Origin of the sequence: Ureaplasma zalophigenitalium, assembly GCF_025780055.1 — a bacterium.
GTDB lineage: Bacteria > Bacillota_I > Bacilli_A > Mycoplasmatales > Mycoplasmoidaceae > Ureaplasma > Ureaplasma zalophigenitalium.
The window spans coordinates 59,042-81,212 of the sequence record NZ_JAOXHJ010000001.1; the positions used below are offsets into that span (position 1 = coordinate 59,042).

21 protein-coding genes are annotated in these 22,171 nt (G+C 31.5%); all 21 read left to right on the plus strand.

Annotated elements, in window-relative coordinates; all coding sequences use genetic code 4:
* Positions 1–72 precede the first annotated feature (72 nt).
* A complete protein-coding gene (gene rpsO / locus OF365_RS00285; RefSeq protein ID WP_263817629.1) occupies positions 73–342 on the plus strand; it encodes a 30S ribosomal protein S15 in 270 nt (89 codons plus the stop codon).
* A 107-nt stretch (positions 343–449) separates the two neighbouring features.
* The gene (gene lysS, locus OF365_RS00290; protein WP_263817630.1) at positions 450–1,931 is read left to right on the plus strand and encodes a lysine--tRNA ligase; all 1,482 of its coding nucleotides are present in this window, start codon (positions 450–452) and stop codon (positions 1,929–1,931) included.
* 8 nt (positions 1,932–1,939) lie between these two features.
* Positions 1,940–2,785, plus strand: a complete 846-nt coding sequence (locus OF365_RS00295; RefSeq protein ID WP_263817631.1) for an alpha/beta fold hydrolase — start codon at positions 1,940–1,942, stop codon at positions 2,783–2,785.
* Positions 2,785–3,450, plus strand: coding sequence for a dTMP kinase (gene tmk, locus OF365_RS00300; RefSeq protein WP_263817632.1), 666 nt, complete (start codon positions 2,785–2,787; stop codon positions 3,448–3,450). Before OF365_RS00295 ends, tmk begins: the two co-directional genes overlap by 1 nt.
* A gap of 1 nt (position 3,451) precedes the next feature.
* The gene (locus OF365_RS00305) at positions 3,452–4,186 is read left to right on the plus strand and encodes a hypothetical protein (protein WP_263817633.1); all 735 of its coding nucleotides are present in this window, start codon (positions 3,452–3,454) and stop codon (positions 4,184–4,186) included.
* A gap of 23 nt (positions 4,187–4,209) precedes the next feature.
* Positions 4,210–5,526, plus strand: coding sequence for a tRNA uridine-5-carboxymethylaminomethyl(34) synthesis GTPase MnmE (mnmE, locus tag OF365_RS00310; RefSeq protein ID WP_263817634.1), 1,317 nt, complete (start codon positions 4,210–4,212; stop codon positions 5,524–5,526).
* 1 nt (position 5,527) lies between these two features.
* The gene (locus OF365_RS00315) at positions 5,528–6,334 is read left to right on the plus strand and encodes a TatD family hydrolase (protein ID WP_263817635.1); all 807 of its coding nucleotides are present in this window, start codon (positions 5,528–5,530) and stop codon (positions 6,332–6,334) included.
* Positions 6,335–6,450: 116 nt separating this feature from the next.
* Positions 6,451–7,968 (plus strand): BMP family ABC transporter substrate-binding protein, encoded by a 1,518-nt coding sequence (locus OF365_RS00320; protein ID WP_263817636.1) that lies wholly within the window; start codon positions 6,451–6,453, stop codon positions 7,966–7,968.
* Between the two features lie 42 nt (positions 7,969–8,010).
* Positions 8,011–9,573: an ABC transporter ATP-binding protein gene (locus OF365_RS00325; protein WP_263817637.1), complete on the plus strand. Its 1,563-nt coding sequence runs from the start codon at positions 8,011–8,013 to the stop codon at positions 9,571–9,573.
* Entirely contained in the window at positions 9,566–11,743 is a 2,178-nt protein-coding gene (locus tag OF365_RS00330; RefSeq protein WP_263817638.1) for an ABC transporter permease, read from the plus strand. Before OF365_RS00325 ends, OF365_RS00330 begins: the two co-directional genes overlap by 8 nt.
* Positions 11,744–11,816: 73 nt before the next feature.
* Positions 11,817–12,710 carry an ABC transporter permease gene (locus OF365_RS00335; RefSeq protein ID WP_416906739.1) on the plus strand — a complete coding sequence of 298 codons (894 nt, stop codon included), beginning with the start codon at positions 11,817–11,819 and terminating at the stop codon, positions 12,708–12,710.
* A 236-nt stretch (positions 12,711–12,946) separates the two neighbouring features.
* The gene (locus OF365_RS00340) at positions 12,947–13,171 is read left to right on the plus strand and encodes a hypothetical protein (RefSeq protein WP_263817640.1); all 225 of its coding nucleotides are present in this window, start codon (positions 12,947–12,949) and stop codon (positions 13,169–13,171) included.
* 4 nt (positions 13,172–13,175) lie between these two features.
* The gene (locus tag OF365_RS00345) at positions 13,176–15,317 is read left to right on the plus strand and encodes a heavy metal translocating P-type ATPase (protein WP_263817641.1); all 2,142 of its coding nucleotides are present in this window, start codon (positions 13,176–13,178) and stop codon (positions 15,315–15,317) included.
* Between the two features lie 127 nt (positions 15,318–15,444).
* Entirely contained in the window at positions 15,445–15,897 is a 453-nt protein-coding gene (gene rpsF, locus OF365_RS00350; RefSeq protein WP_263817642.1) for a 30S ribosomal protein S6, read from the plus strand.
* Positions 15,898–15,935: 38 nt separating this feature from the next.
* Positions 15,936–16,400, plus strand: coding sequence for a single-stranded DNA-binding protein (locus tag OF365_RS00355; RefSeq protein ID WP_263817643.1), 465 nt, complete (start codon positions 15,936–15,938; stop codon positions 16,398–16,400).
* 14 nt (positions 16,401–16,414) lie between these two features.
* The gene (gene rpsR / locus OF365_RS00360) at positions 16,415–16,654 is read left to right on the plus strand and encodes a 30S ribosomal protein S18 (protein ID WP_263817644.1); all 240 of its coding nucleotides are present in this window, start codon (positions 16,415–16,417) and stop codon (positions 16,652–16,654) included.
* Positions 16,655–16,736: 82 nt separating this feature from the next.
* A complete protein-coding gene (rplI, locus tag OF365_RS00365) occupies positions 16,737–17,180 on the plus strand; it encodes a 50S ribosomal protein L9 (protein ID WP_263817645.1) in 444 nt (147 codons plus the stop codon).
* Positions 17,180–18,703, plus strand: a complete 1,524-nt coding sequence (locus tag OF365_RS00370; protein ID WP_263817646.1) for a replicative DNA helicase — start codon at positions 17,180–17,182, stop codon at positions 18,701–18,703. Before rplI ends, OF365_RS00370 begins: the two co-directional genes overlap by 1 nt.
* Before the next feature lie 9 nt (positions 18,704–18,712).
* Positions 18,713–20,503 (plus strand): hypothetical protein, encoded by a 1,791-nt coding sequence (locus tag OF365_RS00375; protein ID WP_263817647.1) that lies wholly within the window; start codon positions 18,713–18,715, stop codon positions 20,501–20,503.
* Positions 20,467–21,111: a uracil-DNA glycosylase gene (locus tag OF365_RS00380; protein ID WP_263817648.1), complete on the plus strand. Its 645-nt coding sequence runs from the start codon at positions 20,467–20,469 to the stop codon at positions 21,109–21,111. Before OF365_RS00375 ends, OF365_RS00380 begins: the two co-directional genes overlap by 37 nt.
* Positions 21,112–21,133: 22 nt before the next feature.
* Positions 21,134–22,171, plus strand: a complete 1,038-nt coding sequence (locus OF365_RS00385; protein WP_263817649.1) for a hypothetical protein — start codon at positions 21,134–21,136, stop codon at positions 22,169–22,171.

Here is a 22,171-nt window from a genome sequence, read left to right on the forward strand (position 1 = left end):
ACCTTTACTTTGTTAAACCCTCTCCATGTTTGGCATTGTAAACGGCTTATTTTATTTTACAAGGAGAAAATCATGGCAGTTAGTAAGAAAACAAAACAAGAACTAGCAGTTCAATTCGGTGGATCAGCAACAAATACTGGTAAAACCGAAGTACAAATTGCAATTCTGACAGCTGAAATTTCATCATTAACAACTCACTTAGTTGCTAATAAAAAAGATAAGATTTCAAAACGTGGACTATACAAAAAAGTTGCTCACCGTAAACGTTTATTATCATACCTACAACGTAAAGACATTAACGCTTACCGTGAATTACTAAAACAACTTAATTTACGTGGATAATTTATCCGATACATTCTCTACGAAAGAGAATGTATTTTTTATATAATAATAATATACACCCATTTTATTATGGGTTGTTTTTATTAAACAAACAAGAAAGGTATTTTATGGAAAGAAAACTTAGTGATCAAGAAATAATTAGACGTGAAAAACTAGCGCGCTTACAAGAAGGAAAACAAGATCCCTTTGCTATTACAAAGGTGAAGAGAACTCATGATTCAGCACAATTTACTGATAGCTTTAACCATTTTACAAAAGAAGAATTACATGAACAAAAAACGCCAGTAATTGTCATGGCAGGTCGTTTGATGAATACACGACGAACATTTGGTATCGTTGCTGATTTTGCTGGAAAATTTCAAATTTATATTAATAAAAAAGAAGTTGATCCAGAGATTTTTGAAGTTTTCAACACATTAGACATTGGAGATTTCGTTGAAGTACATGGATCAGCAATGAAAACTAACACTCAAGAGCTAACACTAAATGTTTCTAAAATAGTACTAATCAGCAAATGTTTAAATGTTTTGCCAGAAAAATACCATGGTTTAGTGGATGAAGAGATCAAAGCGCGTCACAGATATCTGGATTTAATTATGAATGATGAGTCAAAAAAAACCTTTGTTATGCGTTCAAAGATTATTCAATCAATTCGTAATTTTTTAGATTCTGATGGTTATTTTGAAGTTGAAACACCCGTTTTAAACGATGTTTTAGGTGGAGCCGCAGCCAAACCTTTCATTACTTTTCATAATACCTTGTCTAAGAATTATTATTTAAGAATAGCTACTGAAATAGCATTAAAAAAATGTATTGTTGGTGGTTTCGAAAAAGTTTATGAAATTGGTCGAATTTTTAGAAACGAAGGGATGGACAGCACACACAACCCTGAATTCACTTCCCTAGAACTTTATGCGGCTTATGAAGATTTAGATTACATTATGGATTTAACCGAAAAATTAATCAAACACCTTGTTAAAACGTTGAAGATCGAAAGTGTTTTCTTCCGAGGTTTTAATATTGATTTAAACCAACCTTTCAAAAAACGCCACATGGTTGATTTAATCAAAGAATATGTTGGGATTGATTTTTATCAAGTTAAAAATGATCAAGAAGCTTTAGATTTAGCTGACAAACATGAAGTAAAATATGAAAAACACCAAAAAACATATGGTCACATTATTAATTTATTTTTTGAAAAATTCGTAGAAGAAAAACTGATTCAGCCGACTTTTGTCTACGGACACCCTCTTGATGTTTCACCTTTAACAAAAAAATGTGTGAATGATCCACGTTTTACAGAACGTTTTGAGTTGTTTATTGGACAAAAAGAATTTGCTAATGCCTATGCTGAGTTAAACGATCCAATAGATCAAAGAACACGTTTTATGAAACAAATTGCCGAAAAAAATTTAGGTAATGATGAAGCTAACGAATTAGACGAAGAATTTTTATATGCTCTAGAATATGGTATGCCACCAACAGGAGGTTTAGGAATTGGTATTGATCGATTGATTATGTTATTAACTCAGAATGACTCAATTCGTAATGTGTTATTATTTCCGCACATGAAGGATCGCAATAACTAGGTATTATTATGGAACTAATTAAAACAAATACTTTGAATTATTTTTATAATCCAGCCGTTGATCCTGCAACTTCAAAAGGTAAAATTATTTTTATACACGGATATAACGCCAGTCCTCATTACTTTTTTTTAGTCGATAAATATTTTCAAAATTATGACTGTTATTATCTTGGTTTACCAGGACACGGTCTAACCTCTTCACAAATACTAACAAAAGTATCCATTTTAGAGATGGCAAAATGTGTCGTAGATTTTATAAATGAATTAAAAATTGAAGAATTCTATTTAATCGGTCACTCTTTGGGAGGGGCAATTAGTTGTCTAGTAAACCAAATGATTCCAACACGAATTAAGAAGTTAGTTCTCGCAAATAGTTATTACGAAGGTTTTAATAAATATCTTTTTAATTTAATTTATTTATTTCCTTATTTTTTAAAAAATAACCCAGCTAAAACCGTTGAATTGTTGTATTATGATTTTCGAAATAATTCAAATATAAATCCTGTGACACGATTCGAAAAACAAAGTCGGTTATTTTACGAAAAACCAGGTTTTTTAAAAAAACTAATGTTAAACACAGCCTTCTCGTTTAAGACACGAATGATGTTAAATAAAGCTCAAGCGAACTTATTGAATACGCCAACACTTTTAATTTATGGAGATGCCGACAAAATCATCGACCCTCATGGCAGTTACCGTAAATTTAACCGCCCGAAAAATAAAATTTACCAAATCCATTTTGATGAGAGTGGACATTTACCTCATGTCGAACAACCGAGTGCTTTTGCAAAAAAAATCATTTGTTTTTTTGAACATAATGATTTTGACGAAACTGATATCGAGTGTGATCATTAATGCAAAAAATTAAACCACAACCCTTATTTATAGTATTTGAAGGTATAGATGGTGCCGGAAAGACAACTATTATAGAACGTTTAAAAAATCAACTTATAAACGAAGAGTTAATCGATAATTTTATTTTTACTCGCGAACCAGGTGGTTACAACAACCAAGCGTGTGAAACTATCCGTGCATTTACTCACCAAAATTTACCTTTTTTTGATAATTTGACTTTAGCGTACTTATATGCAGCCAGCCGTAATGAACACTTATTAAAAACAATTAAACCAGCTCTAGCACAACAAAAAATTATTATTTGCGATCGTTTTGTGCACTCTTCGCTAGTTTATCAATCAGATGAACAAACAAGTATGCAAAAAGTGTACGATGTGAACAAAATAACCATTAACGACTTCCAAGTTGATTATATTTTTTATTTTAAAGTTGATGCTAAAAAAGCGATGCAACGGATCGCGTTAGGTAATCAAAAAAATCGTGAATCTAACTTTTATGATCAACAAAAGAGAGATTTCTATGACTCTTTAATCCAAAAATACGATTTAGCGTTTGAACATCACTATCAACCTAAAAACAAATACATTATCATTGATGCAAATAAAAATATTGATGATGTTTATGAAGCAACTTACAAACAATTAAAGGCAATTTTGAAGGCTTAATATGCACCACGCAAACTTACTTATTATTAATCCTCAAGTGGATTATTTAAAAGCAATCAAAAAAATGATTATTAATTTTTGAAAAAATAGAAACATTAGTGATCTTAATCAATATATAAAGAAAATAGAACAAAACAATTACGCGGATTTGTTAATTTATGACGGATCTAAAATGAAAAAACAAGATAGTTTAGAACTACAAAACCGCTGTATAAACCAAGCTCTAGAAGCTTTAAATGATAAATTCTATATTATCGTTAATATTCATCAAACATCAAATGTTGTTTGCAATTCGCTTTTAAAATTTATTGAGCAACCACCCGCAGATACTTATGGTTTTTTTATTACAAATCAATTAAATGCAGTTTTACCAACCATTGCTAGTCGTTGTAGTGTGCAAAATATCAAAAACAATGTAAACGCTTTCGCAGACCCTAAATTACTAAGTGTTTTTAAAGATTATCTGTTATATGAAACATATAGTCAAAATAAATATATTGATCTGTTTGAGGATTGATTACAAAAAATCAAAGATCCTAATCAATTCCAATTTTTAAAACAAGAATTCAAAGACCAAACAAACGAAGTACTATATTATTTTCTACGGTATTGCTTTTATTTTTTAGATTTAAAAATGCCTGCAAAAAACGAATTATACAAATGAATTAGCATGTATCATAATTTAAATTTTAACAAAACAAGCTTACTAGCTTTATTAATCCACTTATTTTACTAACAGAAACCGAAAGGAATTATTATATGTTTTCAACGATTGTAGCCCTAGCCACAGCTAATTTGAATGCTGCGATCCACATTATTCGGATTTCAGGATCACAAGCTTTCGAAATCATTAATAAGGTTTTAAATAAAAAGGTGCCATATATTGGCAACCGCATTTTCTATCGCTATATTCAGGATGAACAGAAAACATATGATGAAGTATTAATTAACACTTTTACTCACCCGCATAGTTTTACAGGTGAAGATAGTATCGAAATCAATTGTCATGGTGGTGTATTAGTGGCTCACATGATCATTGAATTATTGATTAAAAACGGTTGTGAATATGCTCAACGTGGTGAATTTTCACGACGAGCATTAATGCATAAAAAAATGGATTTAACAAAAGTTGAAGCCATTAACAATTTAATTCATGCTCAAAATGAAATCGCAATCAACGCTAATATTAATGCATTAAAAGGTTGAGTTGGAGATGATTTAAAAAAGATTCGTAAGGAATTATTTGAGATTATCGGGCAAATGCAAGTAAATATTGATTATCCAGAATATGACGACGTTCCCGAAATCGATGAACAAACATTGATTGACAAACTGTTGTATATAAATAATGGTTTAAATGAATTACTAGAGCGATCGAGTCGCTATATGCCGATTAATGACGGAATTAAAGTGTTAATTATTGGGCAACCAAATGTTGGTAAATCCACATTATTAAACGCTCTTGCTAACGAAGAGAAAGCTATAGTAACCAATATTCCAGGAACGACGCGTGATGTTATTGAAACTGTTATTAACATTGATGGTTTTACCCTTAAACTCTTTGATACTGCAGGAATCCATGAAACTGATGATCAGATTGAACAATATGGAATCAATAAGGCACTTAATCTAATAAACCAGGTGGATTTAGTTCTGTATTTAATTGATCAAGACAAGATTGAATACGACATTTATGACCAAATTAAAAACAAGGTACACTTAATTATTCATACCAAAAAGGACTTACAAAGAGACTTTAACAACAAATATATTTACATTAACGCTCAACAAAAAGATATTCAAGATTTAATAGAGGCGATTAAAGCACAATTCAAGGTGCATGAATTTAGTGATGTTAACGTAAATGTTTTATCTTCTCATCGACAAATTGGTTTATTAAAACAAGTCTACGAAAAAATAAAATACTCAATTAATATTTTGGAAAATGGCGCAACAATTGATTTAGTTCTAGCTGATTTAGAAATCGCTAATTTAAAATTATTGGAATTATTGGGTGAAAATAAAGAATATGACTTTTTGGACGAACTATTTGCTAATTTTTGTTTAGGTAAATAATATGAAAAAATGAGATAACATCACTTTGATTGATACCCACACCCACACTAATATGTCTCCATTGCAAGAGGAATTTGAAGAAATTGCTCAAACTGCACTAGCAAATCAAATAGGCTTTAATATTGTTTCGTGTGATATAACAATGTGTCAATTAGCTGTCAAGCAAGCCTCGCGATATCCACATATTGTTGCTTCAGTGGGCATTCATCCGACTGACCTTGCCACTATGACTGATGATGACTTGCTTTTATTGGAGAAATTAATTCAAGAAAACCGAAAACAAATAGTTTCTATTGGTGAAATAGGCCTAGATTATTATCATGAATTACCTTACGGTAAAGACGTGCAAAAACACTGGTTTAAAAAACAATTAGAACTTGCTTTAAAATATGATTTACCAGTCAACTTACATATTCGAAACGCACATGATGATGCTATTGAAATTTTACGTGAATATCAAATCCAAAAAGCTATTGTTCATTGCTTTACAGACGCTTATAAATATATCTTGATTTATAATAGTTTAGATTATTATGTATCATTCCCAGGAGTGATCACTTTTAAACCGACAGCAAACAATAACATCAACGAATTACACCGATGTATTCAAGCATTAAATATTAACCGTTTATTAGTGGAAACAGATGCCCCTTTCTTAACTCCAGCACCTTTACGAGGGAAAACAAACTATCCTTATTATGTGGTTCATACAGCAAACAAAATGGCTGAAATTTTACAATATGAACCTCAAGATTTATATGGTATTTTGAAAAATAACGCGCTTAGGATTTTTGGCCAAAAAAAATAATGATATTAACGCACAATCGCTTTCGTAATAAACTTGTATATATAAATAAAATTATTATATAATTAGGAATGAGTAAAGTAATACTCACTAACGTTGATAATTAAGGGAACAAAAAAATGAAAAAAATAAAATTTAAAAAATCACTTTTATTAGGATTTTTAGGAATAGCCGTAGTAGCTGGAACTATTACTGCTGTTGCTACAAGTTGTGGAAACGATAAGGATAAAGAAAAAACCCCAGACAACTCAGGTTCTGGTGGAACTCAAAATAACCAACAAAAGCAATCTAAATATGTCCTAGAAACTTTTTACAAGGCAACACCAGATAGCAACACGTCTTCATATGTTGCTACAATGAATTCATTAATTGATGATGGGGCGCGTTTTATTCTTGCATCAGGATATACATTTGACCAACCATTAGCTAAATCTTTAGGCGAAGGTGAAGGATTAAAACATGGGACAGTTGTAGGATTAATTGATCAAAAATACAATGGAAAGGCAAATGCTGACAGAATTGCATCAGTAGAATTTAGAACAGACCACGGTGGTTTTGCTGCCGGCATTGCCGCTGCCTACTATTTAAATGCTAACCAAAGTGTTTTTACAAACGAAAAAAAACAAACTCTTAAATGAGGTGGATTCGTAGGTCAAGGGTACGCATCAACTTTAAGTTTTATTAAAGGATTCCAAGAAGGTGTAAATTACGCCAACGAAAAATTGATGAATAAAGATATTGTGCAGGAAAATGATGCAAAAACAACTAAAAAATGAATTAAAGTTGAACAAGCATCTGCTGGATCAAGTTATGCTTCAGGGGCATGAGGTCCAGGTGAAGGAACTGTTAAACAAATTGTTTCACAATTAATTTCGAATAACGCAGACATTATTTTACCAGTAGCTGGTGGACAAACTGTTGACGTAACAGATGCAGCAGCGACAAACACTGTTCGACCTATTCTGGCAATTGGTGTTGATGTAGATCAAGAAAAAAATGTAACATTAAACAAAGAAAGTCAAACTTTTAAAAATGTTAACGGTGGCAAAACAATTTTATTCTCTATCAAAAAAGAAGTTGCATTAGCTGCTGAAGGTCTTGTAACTAATGCACTTGAACCAAAACCTTTAACAGGTGATGCTGCTCAAAACGCTTTACGCTTAGGTACTCACTCATTAGTTGGGTTCGAAAAAGAATCACATTTTAAGGGTAAAGCGCTAGTGGGTATTTCAGAACCAGGAAAGAAATACTTAATTGATGCTTTAAAAACAGCAGGAATCGCAAACGTTACTGATTATGATTCAGCAATTAATGCTTTAGTTGATTCTGATCAATTTGCATTGTTAACTGTAAGTAATACTTATGTAGGGGCAAATGGAGTCTCAACGGAATATGCATTTAACGAAACATCTTTCCTTGATGCAAATCAAACAACACGCAAATCATCAGAAAATTTCAAGAACCAATGAAATGCTACAACAAACAATGATGAAAAAGCGAAATTAGTAAAAGTAGCTTTAGGGGATGCTGGTTCAAGAATTGATGACCAATCATTTAATCAAAGTACATATGAAGGACTTAAGAGTTTTTACGAAACTAAAGACATTATTATTCCATCTCCAACAGGAAAAAAATAAATATAAATTTAAACTTATTAATTAACGGAGTCTTACAATCCAATGCAAAACAAAAATAACAACGATGTTTTTGCAATTGAAATGCACCAAATCACTAAAACATTTTTAAACGGAAAAATTGTTGCGAATAAAGATGTGGATTTATTTGTTAAACGCAACGAAATACACGCTATTATTGGTGAAAATGGAGCGGGTAAATCAACTTTGATGTCAATTTTATTTGGCATTTATAAACAAGATTCTGGTTTAATTAGAATTAATGGTGAAACAGTTAATTTTTCATCAGCTAAGGATGCTAATAAATATGGTATCGGTATGGTGCACCAGCATTTTAAATTAATCGATTCATTAAGCGTTTTAGACAATATAATATTAGGAAGCGAAGAAGCTGGTATTGTGAATGTTATTCCACGACGTTCTATTACTCGCAAGCTAACTAATATTATTTCGTCTTATAATTTCAAATTAGACCTAAAAAAGAAAGTGTCCAATTTAACCGTTGGACAACAACAAAAAACAGAAATCTTAAAATTATTATATAAAGATATCGACATTTTAATTTTTGACGAACCAACAGCTGTTTTATCTGAAGATGAAATCCAGTCATTTTTAGAAATGTTATTAGACTTTAAACGAGACGGCAAAACAATTGTTATCATTACCCACAAATTTAATGAAATTAAAAAAGTGGCAGATAGTGCAACAGTTATTCGCCGTGGTCAATTTATTGATCGTTTCGCAGTCAAAGACAAAACAATTCCTGAAATGGCTGAACTTATGGTTGGTCGAAAGTTAGTTGAGATTAAGAATGAAGATGAATATCAACGAGAAGACAAAAAAGTCGTTTTACAAGTTGAAAATCTAAACTTATTTAAGCAATTAAAAACTTCTAGTAAGGATAACGCAAAGATGCTTAACTTTCAAATTCACGAAGGTGAGGTTTTTGCTGTTGCTGGAGTAGAAGGAAATGGTCAAAGTCAATTAGCTTTAATCATTGCGGGTCTAGCAAGTGCTAACAATAAGGCTAAAATCATTCTTAATGGTGTCGACATTACCAAATTTTCAATCGCAAAACGCTATAAATACGGTCTATCACACATTCCTGAAGATCGACACAAACATGGATTAATCTTGGATGATACTATTATGATGAACAGTGTCTTGCAAGAGTTTAATCAACCGCCTTATAGTAATTATGGTTTTTTAAATAACAACAAAATTTTAGAAAAAGCTATTGATATTATTAATAAATATGATGTCCGTGGAACAGTTATTGGTGATAACTTAGCACGTGCATTAAGTGGTGGAAACCAACAAAAATTAATTGCTGGTCGAGAAATCGAGCGAAAACATAATTTGATTATTATGGCTCAACCAACAAGAGGGTTAGACCTTGGAGCAATTGAGTTCATTCATGAACAAATATTGCGCGAAAAACAAAAAAACAATGCTGTATTGTTAATTTCTTATGAACTAGACGAAATCCTTAGTATTGCTGACACAATTGCAGTGATTCACAACGGACATTTTATAGGTCTAGGTAGTTCACAAGAAATGACAAAACAACGAATCGGAGAATTGATGGCAGGTGAACACAATGCATAAATACGCGCAAAAATTAGCGTTTCATAAGATTTTTTGTAGTTTACCAGCAAAAAACAATTATAAAAAAACACTATCAACAATATTTGCTATTTTTATTTCTATTATCGCAGCAACTATTTTTATAGGAATCATTGGTTATGACCCCAAGGATTTTTTACATCGTTTATTTACGCGATGAGTAGGATCTTATGAAATTTATCTAAATAAAGTGGCGGTTGTAGGTATTGCTGCTTTATCGTTTATTTTCGCCTATAAAGCTGGCTTATTTAACATCGGAATATCTGGTCAAATGATTGGAGCTGGCTTAGTTATGATCGTAGTTGTCCGGCACATGCAGATTAGTCATTTAAATGTTCCCAATGGAGTCGGTCAATTATTGTTATTTTTAGTTGCTGTAGTTTCAGGTGCGCTGGTTACTATTTTTATAGGGGTTTTAAAGATCTTCTTGAAAATTAACGAAGTAGTATCATCAATTATTTTGAATTGGGTAATTTACTTTATTGCAAAATATACAATTTTAAAAGCAAATAATGGTTTATATGCACAAAACACAACAGTGCCACAAGGTTCTGTTAATATCCAGTGGAACTTTGCGTTAAATGGTCTTGTACCAGGGTATGGATATTTATTCGCCCTAGGAATTTTTATCATTTTAGCAATAGCAGTATTTATTTTATTGAAGTTTACTGTTTTTGGTCAAAAAATCCTATCAGTAGGGCGTTCATTCAACGCTTCAAAATATGCTGGTTATAAAACTAGAATCATTGCTATTTCTACATTTGCTATTTCAGGGATGTTAGCTGGCGTCTTAGGGTTTGTGCTTTATACAGCCAATAGCCAAGGGCAAGCTGTAGCTGTAAAAGACAATGTGGATATTCTACCAAACGAGGGTTATGATGGGATTGCTATTGGTTTAATCTCGCTCGCCCACCCTTTAGCTGCAATTCCTATTGCTTTCTTTGTCGGACTTTTACAATTCGGAGCTGATTATTTAGGGGGTGCTTTCCCTGCTGAAGTTAGTGGTCTGATTATTTCATTCATTATGATTGGGGCAGCAATGTTTATTTTGTTTGAAAAAATCACCCCAATTTACTATATTATCCGCTGAGTATATGGTAAAAAAGGTTTAGATGACTATAAGAATTATGAGAATAAATTAAATGGAATTATATCTTCTTATAACGGTCTTTATGTTCGTCATAAAAAAGCTTATAAGGATGCTTTAAACAATATTAAAACACGAGTTAAAAATACAAATGTAGATAAGATTAAATTACAATTATTAATTAAATTAGTTCACCAATATTATGGTTTAATCTTGGACCAAGCATATAATGAATATGTTCAGGCAACAAAAATTAATTATCAACAATTACAAAAACACTGATTAATGCAAAGTGTGAACAAAGCATTTTTCCCTGAACAACGAGCATTACATAAAGCTAAACTTTTCTACCAACGTATTTCATTAAAACATGCAAAAAAAATTGCTAGTTTACGCGACAAACTTTTATTAGATAAAGAGACTATGTTACGTAATGCGTTAAATTTCTTTAAACATCACGCAAAAGAAATCGGTTTTGATTACAATGAATATCTGATGTACGTTCGACGCAACCACTATGAAATCTGATCGGTTAATGCGGAAAATTTAGCTGATTTTAAACACATTTTTTTAGATTCAAAATTTACAGAAATTGCTGATCAAAAAGAGATTACGAGTGAGAATTGAGAAAAATTACAAACAATGATTAATGTTGACGAATTTCTAAGTCACTTTGACCCTGAAATTAAATCGATTTATGAAATCCTTACCCATAAACAAAAAATCAGCCATGAAGAATGATTGCGCGTAGGCGCTTATTTAAAAGGTCGGAACAAACAGTTTAGAACAATCTTTACACTTTATGTAAAGACTTATAAACAATACGAAAAACTTCTTGATCAAAATAATGATTTCATTAGCGCAGCTAAACGTTATATGAGTGATCATTTACGCTTACCAAAACAACAAAGTATTAAACGTGCTTATAAATTCAGCTTACGTAGAGTTGAAAAAATTGGTTTAGAAGCCAGTCAAAACAGCTTATTATTAATTTGATTAAAAACTTCTTATGATCAAGCTCTTGAAGCAGACAAAACAAAAATTATAGCAAAGGCGGTTATTTAAGATGGCTTATACAGCATTAGATTTTAATTTAACAACGCTGATTCTATTTATTGGTATTTTCAGTTTGGGAGCAATGAGTGGATACTTTAGTGAACGTGTCGGAATAGTTAACATTTCGGTTAACGGGCAAATGATCTTTGGCGCTTTATTTTTTACAATCGTAGCATTTAGTATGAAGAATAGCTCCTCAGTTTTTAGCGAAGGGAAAAGTTTTGAATACAGTTTAATTCTCCCGCTTGTAGTGGCCGGAATTGCTACAATTCCCATAGGATTACTATTTGGTTTCTTAACAATTAAGTTAAAAATCGATCAAATGATTGCTGGTACTGCAATTAATTTGCTAGCTTCAGGAATAGCCTCATTTGTGTGCAACCCGATCGCTAAAAGTATTACAAACTATCAAAAAACCAGTTTAACAAGTGATTTCCGTGGATTCTTGGAAGTTTATGATAAAAACGGTCAACCAATCTTTTATTTTAGTGCCTTAATTATTTTAATTGCAATTATCTTAATCATTTTGGCTTTCTATTTTATGATGAAAAAAACACCGTTTGGTTTACGTTTGTATGCTATTGGTGAAAACCCTAACGCAGCAGACGCACAAGGGATTAATGTTCATAAATACCAATGAATTGCTATCATGATTTCTAGTGTTTTTGCTGGATTTGCAGGAGGATTATTTATGTATCAACGAGGTGCAGCCTTCTATGGAACAGTTGATGGTATCGGGTTCTTATCCATCGCCATATTAATTGCTGGTGGTTGAAAAATCCCATTAATTATTATTATGTCAATTGTTTTTGCAAGTATTAAAAACATTATTCCAGGACTCGTCAAGAACGAGCATTACACCCATATTATTAAAATCATTCCATATATGATCACCATGATTGGTATGATTGCGTTTGCAAGGTATTCTAACGCACCTAAAAATGCAGGTATACCGTTCGATAAAACAAAGCGATAAAAAAAGAGCCTACGGCTCTTTTTTTCTCTCTCTTTTCTTACTTCTATTTTTTCTCAAGCACCTCATTAAAAATAAAAAAATTACATTATAACATATTTATAAATAAAAATCATAATTACAGCATTTTAAAAAACAAAAATGATTAAAATTTTTAAAAATTGGAACATTTTATTGACTTTTTGTTTTTTTGAGGTTTATAATATAGTTATTAAATGAGAAAAGCGAGGTTTTTTATCATGACTTATATTAAATTATCATCAAATAATCTAAATTGTGGTTCTTGTCTGCATAGCTTACAAGGTATTTTAGATAATAAACATTACCAAGACATCAACATTAACTTATTAGATCGAACTTTTTCATTTCACTTCGATGAACTAGCAGAACAAAAAGAAACAGTGTTAACTGATATTAAAAAGAGCGGCTTTGACAATGTTGTTTTAGAAGAGTTTGTTTATTAGATCTATGTTAAAGATAATTAAAAATAAAATTAAATCTTGAACACCAGCCAAAAAATCGTACGTTAAAGAATTAACTATCGCCTTAACAGCCCTAATAATTAGTTTACCTTTAATGATCTTTGAAATCCTATTCATGTTTTCATCGCACGAAGTGATGGGGCTGAAAGGATTTTTTGTTTATAATTGAATTATTTTTTGTCTTAGTTCATTCGTAATCTTTGTTTTAGGATGACGCTTTTATCGCGATGCTTTTTATGAAGTTTTCAAATGGAAGAAAATCGGTTCAAACCTACTGGTTTTCGTTTCAACCTTTGTAGCCTATGTTTATTCGCTCTACGCTTTAATTAACAACCAGATTCATTATGCAATTAAAACAATGGGGTTTTTTGAAACCGCTTGCATGATTGTCGCAACTATGTTGGTTGGTTCTTTAGTGAATGCGCGTATTAAATTAAAAGCGAACCAAGATTTAAGCAAATTAAATGAACTAGATATTAAAATGTATAATGCCTATGATGAAATAAATAAAACACACAATAAAAAAGTAGTTTTTGCAGGTCAAATTGGTGAGTTAGTTTTTGTTCCAAAGGGAGGTATTGTACCTTTTGACGGACAATTATTATCAGATTTCGCTGATGTTGACGAATCGTCATTAACCGGAGAAGCACACCCTATTTTAAAAGTTAAGGGGAATGAGTTGATTGCGGGTAGTGCAAATTTAGGCGAAGGATTCATTTTTAAAATTACAAAAAAATATTTGGATTCAACCATTCACAAAATTCTAAGCAAAATTAGCGACATCGAAAAAACTAAACCTAAGGTGCAAAAAATTGCTGATAAATTAGCTATTTGATTCACACCATTAATTATAGCTATGGCTATTTTATCTTTTATTTTGCAAATTTGTTTCCCAAGTATGCAAACATGAGATGTTTATTTCTTAAAATCTCACGAATCTGCAATTAACAATCCACTTGAGCAGTATTTAATTACCTTTGATGGCCTTATAGTTGATTATGATAAGGCGCTGCATGTTGCTGTTTCGGTTTTAGTTATCTCTTGTCCTTGTGCCTTTGGTATTGCTATCCCACTAGCAGTATTAATTGGTTCAGCAAAGGCAGCACGCAATGGTATTATTTTTAATAATGCCCAAATATTTGAAAAAATTAAAAAAGTAACAGCAGTAGCATTTGATAAAACCGGAACGTTAACAACCGGAGTTTTAAAGGTTCAAGAAGTCTATGGTGACACAAGCTTTCTGCCATTAATTTATCAATTAGAAAACGTTTCGCTACATCCATTAGCCAAATCATTTGTGGCTTACTGCTTGCAAAATAACATTGATATTAACCACACTAATATGCAAATTAAAGAGTTGGCTGGGGTAGGGATTATTGCAAATGATAACAAAAACCAATATATTTTAACTAACCAAAAATATTTATTAGACCATGAATACGATTTTAGCGAATTTAAAACGCCTAATTCGCCCTCTGTTGATAAACATGAATTAGTTTCATCGGTTTATTTAGCAGTTAATAAGGTTGTTAAAACAATGATTACTTTTAACGATGAAATTCGTGAAGATGCATACGAGGCAATTCAAATACTGAAATCACAGAAAATAAAAACCTATGTAATAAGCGGGGACAATAAACCTACTGTTGAGCGATTAGCTAAACAATTAGAAATTGATGATTATTATGCAGAGGTTAAACCAGAGGAAAAAGCTGTAATCATTGAACGTATTCAAAAACAAAAAGAAGTAGTAATGTTTGTTGGGGATGGTATAAATGATCTATTGGCTCTTAAACAAGCCGACTTAGCGATTGCCACAGGAGCAGAAAACCAAGCCGCCAATGCGGTTTCTGATGTTAATCTAATTAACCAAGACATTATTAATATTGCGAAACTAATCAAGTTAACAAAACAAACAAGATTATTTATTTTATTAAATCTTCTATGAGCCTTTGGGTATAATATGCTCTTTATTCCTCTCGCTGTCTTAGGGATAATTCCTCCTTTTATTTCTATTTTGATTATGACCACATCAGACATTGCTGTTGTAGCAAACTCAATCGCCTTTAAAAGTCTACCTTTAAAAATGACGAAGCATAAACAAATAAAAAAGAAGGGATTTAATTAATCCCTTTTTCTCTTCCTTTAATATACTTTTTTTGCTATAATTAAATAGTTTATTTTCTTTAAATAAACGCTCTTGTTAATCTCAACTAGGTTAACTATTAAAAATATCCAAAGGAGTTAAAGAAACTATGGCAAAATATGAAATCATGCTTGTTGTGCGTGGAGATTTAGATCAAAACGACGCAAACAAGGTTGCAAATGAATTAAAATCAACACTTAAAGGTGTTAATGTTGAAGAAAACAACTATGATGGTTTGCAACAATTAGCATACGAAATTAAAAAAGTGAAAACTTGCTACCGTTATGTATATAATTTTGAAACAGAAGACGCTTCATTGATCAATGAATTCCGTCGTTTAGCTATCATTAATAAAAATGTGCTACGTCACATCATTATTAACTTAGAAAAAGATTACGGTTACAAAGCAACAGTTAATCCTAAGAAAATTGCACGTAATGAGAAAAAAGCTGTTGTCTTTGAAAAACAACAAGCCGAACGTGAAGAACGTGAAGCACGTCGAGCTGCAGAACGTGCAGAACGTCAAGCATTACGTCAAGCTAACTTAAACAACCAAGAATAAAACAAATTTTTGTTTTTCAAAATAAGGACTAAATAAATATGAATAAAGTATTTCTTTACGGCAATTTGGCTCGTGATCCATTTCCTCTAAAAGAAACAAATGCAAACAATGCTTATACACGAATCACTGTAGCAGTAGGTAATCGTAGCACGGCTAACCCTAACACCGATTTTATTTCTTGTACCGCTTGAAATAAAACAGCTGAATTTATCACTAATTATTTACACAAAGGTGATAGTGTGATTGTGGAAGGGTCGTTAGTGACGAGCAATTATGTCAATAAAAATGGCGAACGTGTTTATGATTTGTCAGTTCGTGTTGATCGTTTACAAAGTGTACGCAAAGCCAATAACAACCAATCTAGTCCTTCGTTTAACAATAATTTAATAAATGATGTTCCAATGCCTGAACCCATGATGCAGGATAATCAAAATTCTACATTCAGTGTTTCAGAATTGGATCAAGAAGATGATTTTTTTGATTGAATTAATCAAGAGAAATAAGATAGGAGATAATTATGGCAAATTATAATAATTTTAATAAACGTCGTCCACGTAAAAAAATTTGTACTCTTTCTGCGCAAGGGATTGAACACATTGATTACAAAGACACAGAATTACTTTTACGTTTTATTAACAACAATAACAAAATTTCACCCCGTAGAGTAACAGGTTGCTCAGCGCGTATGCAAAGACGTGTAGCAAACGCAATTAAGCGTGCACGTTTTGTTGGTTTACTACCATTTGTTAAAGAATAAAATTTTTAATCAACAAGAAACGAAAATATCTGAATTGGATGTTTTCGTTTTATTTATAATATAGAATAAGAGGTGTTTTTTTATGAAAGTTATCTTATTAATAGATGTTCCTAATGTTGGGAAAAAAAATGATGTTGTCGAAGTGGCTGATGGATACGCAAAAAACTTTTTAATTAAAAATAAAAAAGCGGTATTGTATACGCCGACATCTTCGCACCACTTGGCGAATGATTTAGACAAGTTAGAAGCGATTGAACAAGAAAAAAGATTGAATGCATCAATTATCAAAAAAACAATCGAACAAGAAGTGTTAAAATTTGAATTAAAAACAAACAATGATCAAGTTTTTGGGACAATTACAAATAAACAAATTATTGATAAACTAAACACAATCACCAACAATAGTATTACGAAACATATGATTAAAAAACCAAACAATTTAGAAATTGGTATTTTTGAAGTTGAAGTTGTGTTGTACAAGGATATTATCGCTAATGTTAAGATTAATGTTAGCGCTAAAAATTAATGCAAACAAATGAATTATTAAATGACGTTTTGGTTAATGACGATGATTCGGCCGTTTTCAACCAGAACCAAGAAGAATTAGCTTTTGCTGAAAAACATATCATAGCTACTTGTTTACAAAACAACGCAGCTATTGAGGATATTCGTACAAACTTGGAACCACAACATTTTCTAAGTACAGTCCCACGAGTGATTTATGCACAGGTCTTAGCTTTGCATCAACATAGTAATATGAACGCTATTAACGATGTTACAATTGTTAATCAATTACGTACGAGCAAAGAATTTTTAGCAAATTCAGTACTTTTTTACAATTATTTAAATGATGTTCAAAAAATTAGTTATTATGTTGAACACGTGCATACATCAATCCGCATTGTCAAGAATGCGTTCATTAAAAACCGTCTAGACAACTTATCAAAGACAATTTTAAAAAGTAATATTGCCATTAGCAATTCTAAAAATTATTTTGAGAAGTGATTGACAGAATTCCGTGAAGTTTTGTTAAACCAAGATGCTGAACAAATTGATGATATTAAAGATGTTGCTCAGGCTTATTATGAGCAAATGCTTGAAATTCGCCAACAAGGTTTTAACCACAATGCTATTATGTCCGGATATAATGAATTAGATAAATTAACGAATGGATTTAAACCAGGTCAACTAATTGTTTTAGCAGCACGGGCTGGAATGGGTAAAACGTCTTTTGCTCTAAATATTATTCACAATATTATTCCAGGAATACAGGCTTACAATAAAGAGCAAGCAGAAGAAAAAGAAAAGAAGAAAATTTTATTTTTTTCATTAGAGATGAATAAAAAACAAATTTTAGATAAGTTCACTGCTCTTGAGACTGGCATTAGTGCGCGTAAATTTTACGCTAAAAACATTGAAATTCATAATAATCAAAAAATCGAGAATGCAATAGAAAAAATTAAAACATATCCGCTACAAATAGCAGACCAAAACATTAATACAATAAATAGTATTGAATCACAAATATACGATTTACACAAGAAAAATAAAATTGCTTTAGTAGTAATTGATTATTTACAGTTAATTAACTCAGAACGCAAAACTAATCAATCGCGTGCTGAACAAGTAGCTAAAATTTCTAATACTTTAAAACGTTTGTCATTGGATTTAGATATTCCCATTATTGCAGTTGCGCAGCTGAATCGTTCAGCAGAATCAAATAAAAATACGCCACAGATGAATACCGCACCATGACAGAAATCATTTAACCAAAACCAAGCGGCAACTACACCTGTCCAACCTCCTTTATTATCTGATTTAAAAGAATCAGGAGCGATTGAACAAGATGCTGACGCTGTTATATTTATTTATTATGATCGATATAAACAAATTGATTTTAATAAAAAAGACAACAACACACTTGATATGCCAAAAGAATTAGCAAGCATGGTATCAGCCAACGTTTTAGTAGCGAAAAATAGAGAGGGACCAATCGGTCAAGTGAGTCTTTTATTCCAAAAAGACACAGGTCATTTCTACGGAAAATAAGGAGTTTTTATGAAAAAAACATTAAAAAGAAAAATTATATGAGCAAGCATGGCCGGTCTTTTTGTTTTAAGTACGGCAATGATTGCTTCAGCGTGCTCTTCCACTGCAAAACCAGGCGTGAACGAAGCGTTTTTAAATTATAATGCAACAACTAATAACAATGAGTTTGGCAAGGTAGCAATGAAGGTCAATATTGATCAAAAGAACCCGAAAAACAAATCAGTTCATGAATTTGTTTTTGGAAAACAAAACACCGTTTTAAAAGATGAATATTTTGCTATCGGAGATTTAAATTACACATATACAAAAGACAACAAACGTTATGATGCGAAAAATAACGAAATTGATGCACAGGGTTTCTTGCTGCGAAACGATGCAGGTGGTCTAATGAATAAACAACAGGTTTGAAATAAAAAAGATTTTGATCAACCAGATCATTTAAAACCTTTTAATATGGATATGATTCGTTCTGAATTAGTTCGTCAAGTTTATAATAAATTAGAATATCCTGAAAAAACCAAAGACAACGCTTTAGAACCAACAACTTTTTTACCAAATAATTTAGTAGTAAACAATGCATTCAATAAAGCGTTATTTGCTTCGTCGATGCCTGAAATTAACAACCTAGCCAATTTATACAATCATTTATTAGTCACAGACAGTGTTTATACTCATCTAACTTCTTTCACTGATCTTTTATTAAAATATATAAACCAAGATAGTGGTGCTAAAATTTTCAATTTTTATAATAAGTCAAATAACCCAGTAACCAAAGAATTCTTAGTTGGTTTAGCTGCGGGAGTAGGTGAAGGAAAATACACTTACAAATTAGCTTTATACAACATTGATTTTGATTATGAAATTGTGCCAAATGATCCACAAAATAAATTAAATAATGTTTCAGATTTTGCCTTTGGATCTAAAGTACCGATGCACTACTTGGTTAATCCCGAAGACAATAATGTTTTAGTTAAAATAACAAACATTAAACTTCAGTATGCTTGATATGATTCTTCAAGTAAAATTGGTGGCTCATTTATGTTACCGGATGACGAATTTAATGCAAGTGAGCAATTAGAACGAATTAATGATCGACTATCAGAAGCTAATAAACGCATTTTCCCTGCGCAAAAAGTTGAACATTTGGTTTATGATTTACCAATTAGTGATGTCGTTATGAACTTTAGACCATCTGTTTTAAGTTCAAATGTTTTAGATGAACAAGCCACTAACCAGCAAATGCAAAAATGATCTGCGTTATTAAATAGAGAATTAACGGAAGAAGAAAAGAAAGCTGCCCAAGTTTATGTGCAATATTATGCAGGGTCTTTAGTTAAGGTTGATGCATTCAATCTTCTAGGATTTAATTTAAAAAAATCTCTAGAAGCTAATGATGAAAAAACGAAAGCAGATGACGAAAAATTCAACGATTTAGCTTATTATCCACACGATCGTGGTCAAGATGCTGTTTATCCATATGCTTTTTACCCACACGCTAAAAACTTTATTACTCGAGACAATTTTGTTCAATCAGCTCTATTTAATGAATACGCTAAAAAATCAATGGCATCACGCCATTTATATGGAAAAGATGGTATTTACCAAGACATGCAACTTGCTGCTTATAGTCTAGGACACAAAACGATTCCTGACGACTTAGAATTTAACGAAACATTATTGAATAATTTATATACAGAATTTACAAGTTATGTCAAATTAAATGATATGCAATCTCCAACTAATTTGCAGGATTATCGAACGGAATGAAATCTTGAAAGTCGTTTATTAAAGAAGAATTAAACAAACCTTATATGCTGTTGATTTTAGATAAAGTTAAAAAAGCACGCCTGGCCATGAATGTTTTTCCTTCAGAAAAAGACATGTTTGCGGCTTTTAAGGATTTTAAAATCAACGAAACAAAAGTGGTGATTTTAGGACAAGATCCCTACCCTACAAAAGGTTTTGCTCACGGTTTAGCCTTCAGTGCGCAAACAAGTGTTCAACAGTGTCCCAAATCATTACAAAACATTTTCAAAACTTTACAAAATGATTTGCAGATTCCTCGTGTGAACACTGATTTGACTGATTGAGCCAACCAAGGTGTTTTGCTGTTAAACACCATTTTAACAGTTAATGAGAATGAACCACTTTCGCATGCTTCATTTGGTTATGAACAATTAATGCAACATGTTTTTATGCAATTACAGCAAACAAAACATGTTGTTTACCTTCTTTGAGGAAAAAATGCCCAATCATATTTACCTTACATTAATGGTAAGGAAAACTTAATTATCACAAGTTCGCACCCTTCGCCATTAAGTGCTTATCGTTCTTTTTTGAAAACTAAACACTTTTCACAAACGAACGATTATTTAATAAAGCACAAGAAGGGATTCATTAAATGGTAAAATTAAATACAAGGAGTGAGATATGCAAGTTTTACAAAGCGTGTTAACAGCAAATACTAGTACAAATCCTGTGGATTCAGGTATTCCTGGTTGAAAAATTTCGTTAATATTTTTATCTTTTTTAATAGTTTTTATCCTTGTAACAATTATTAAAAAAATCTATTATTCCTTCCGATACCAAAAACGTTATTATATTATTCCAAAAGTCTCAGTAAAAGGAATTAGTAATATCGCGATGGTTATTTCGATTTCGGTTGCTGTCATTATATTGCTAACTGTTTTATCAGCCAACACAGCCTCCGTTATTTTTAGGGCATGACCCGGAACAAGGGTGACTTTAGAGGGAATTTTAATTAAAATCGGTGGCTTATTGTTTGGACCAATATTAGGAATTTTTATTGGGGCAATGACTGATTTGCTATCTGTAGCTTTAACTGCAGGGGTTTTTCACTACGGATACCTAATCGCAGCTATGGCTTTCGGTTTAATAGGTGGACTAATTCGTATTATCTTAACAACAAGTAAACGCAAAGATGTTATTTTTGCCATTTATAGTTCATTAGCTACTTTAGTTATTGGTGCAGGTATTTTGTTATTTCTAAAATTTGCCACAGGTAATGAAGGTTTCAAAATCGATCTATTTGGATTAAATATTGCTTTAACAACCAACCAAATGATGATGATTATTGGCACTTTCTTCTTGGTTTCTATCGCTATTGTTTGACTAGCATTAGGTTTAAAGAAAATCCTAGCAAGAAAATATAGAAATCACAAAAAGAAACACAAGCAAGACTGATTCATTATTTTCACACCAGTTTTTGTTACTGTTATATTAACTGAAACTATTGTTAATGTGATGATGTTGCCATCTTTTGATGCAGAATTATCAAGTTTAAAATATTCACAATGATTATCTATTCGATCAATTTTATTAATCCCAATGGTAGTCTTTAATTTATTCTTAATTTACCCGATTTTCAAAATTGTTGTACCGTTAATCAAATATGATTATGAAAAAGATGTTGTTGAAGATAAAAGTGTTCCCGTTTATGTGGATTAG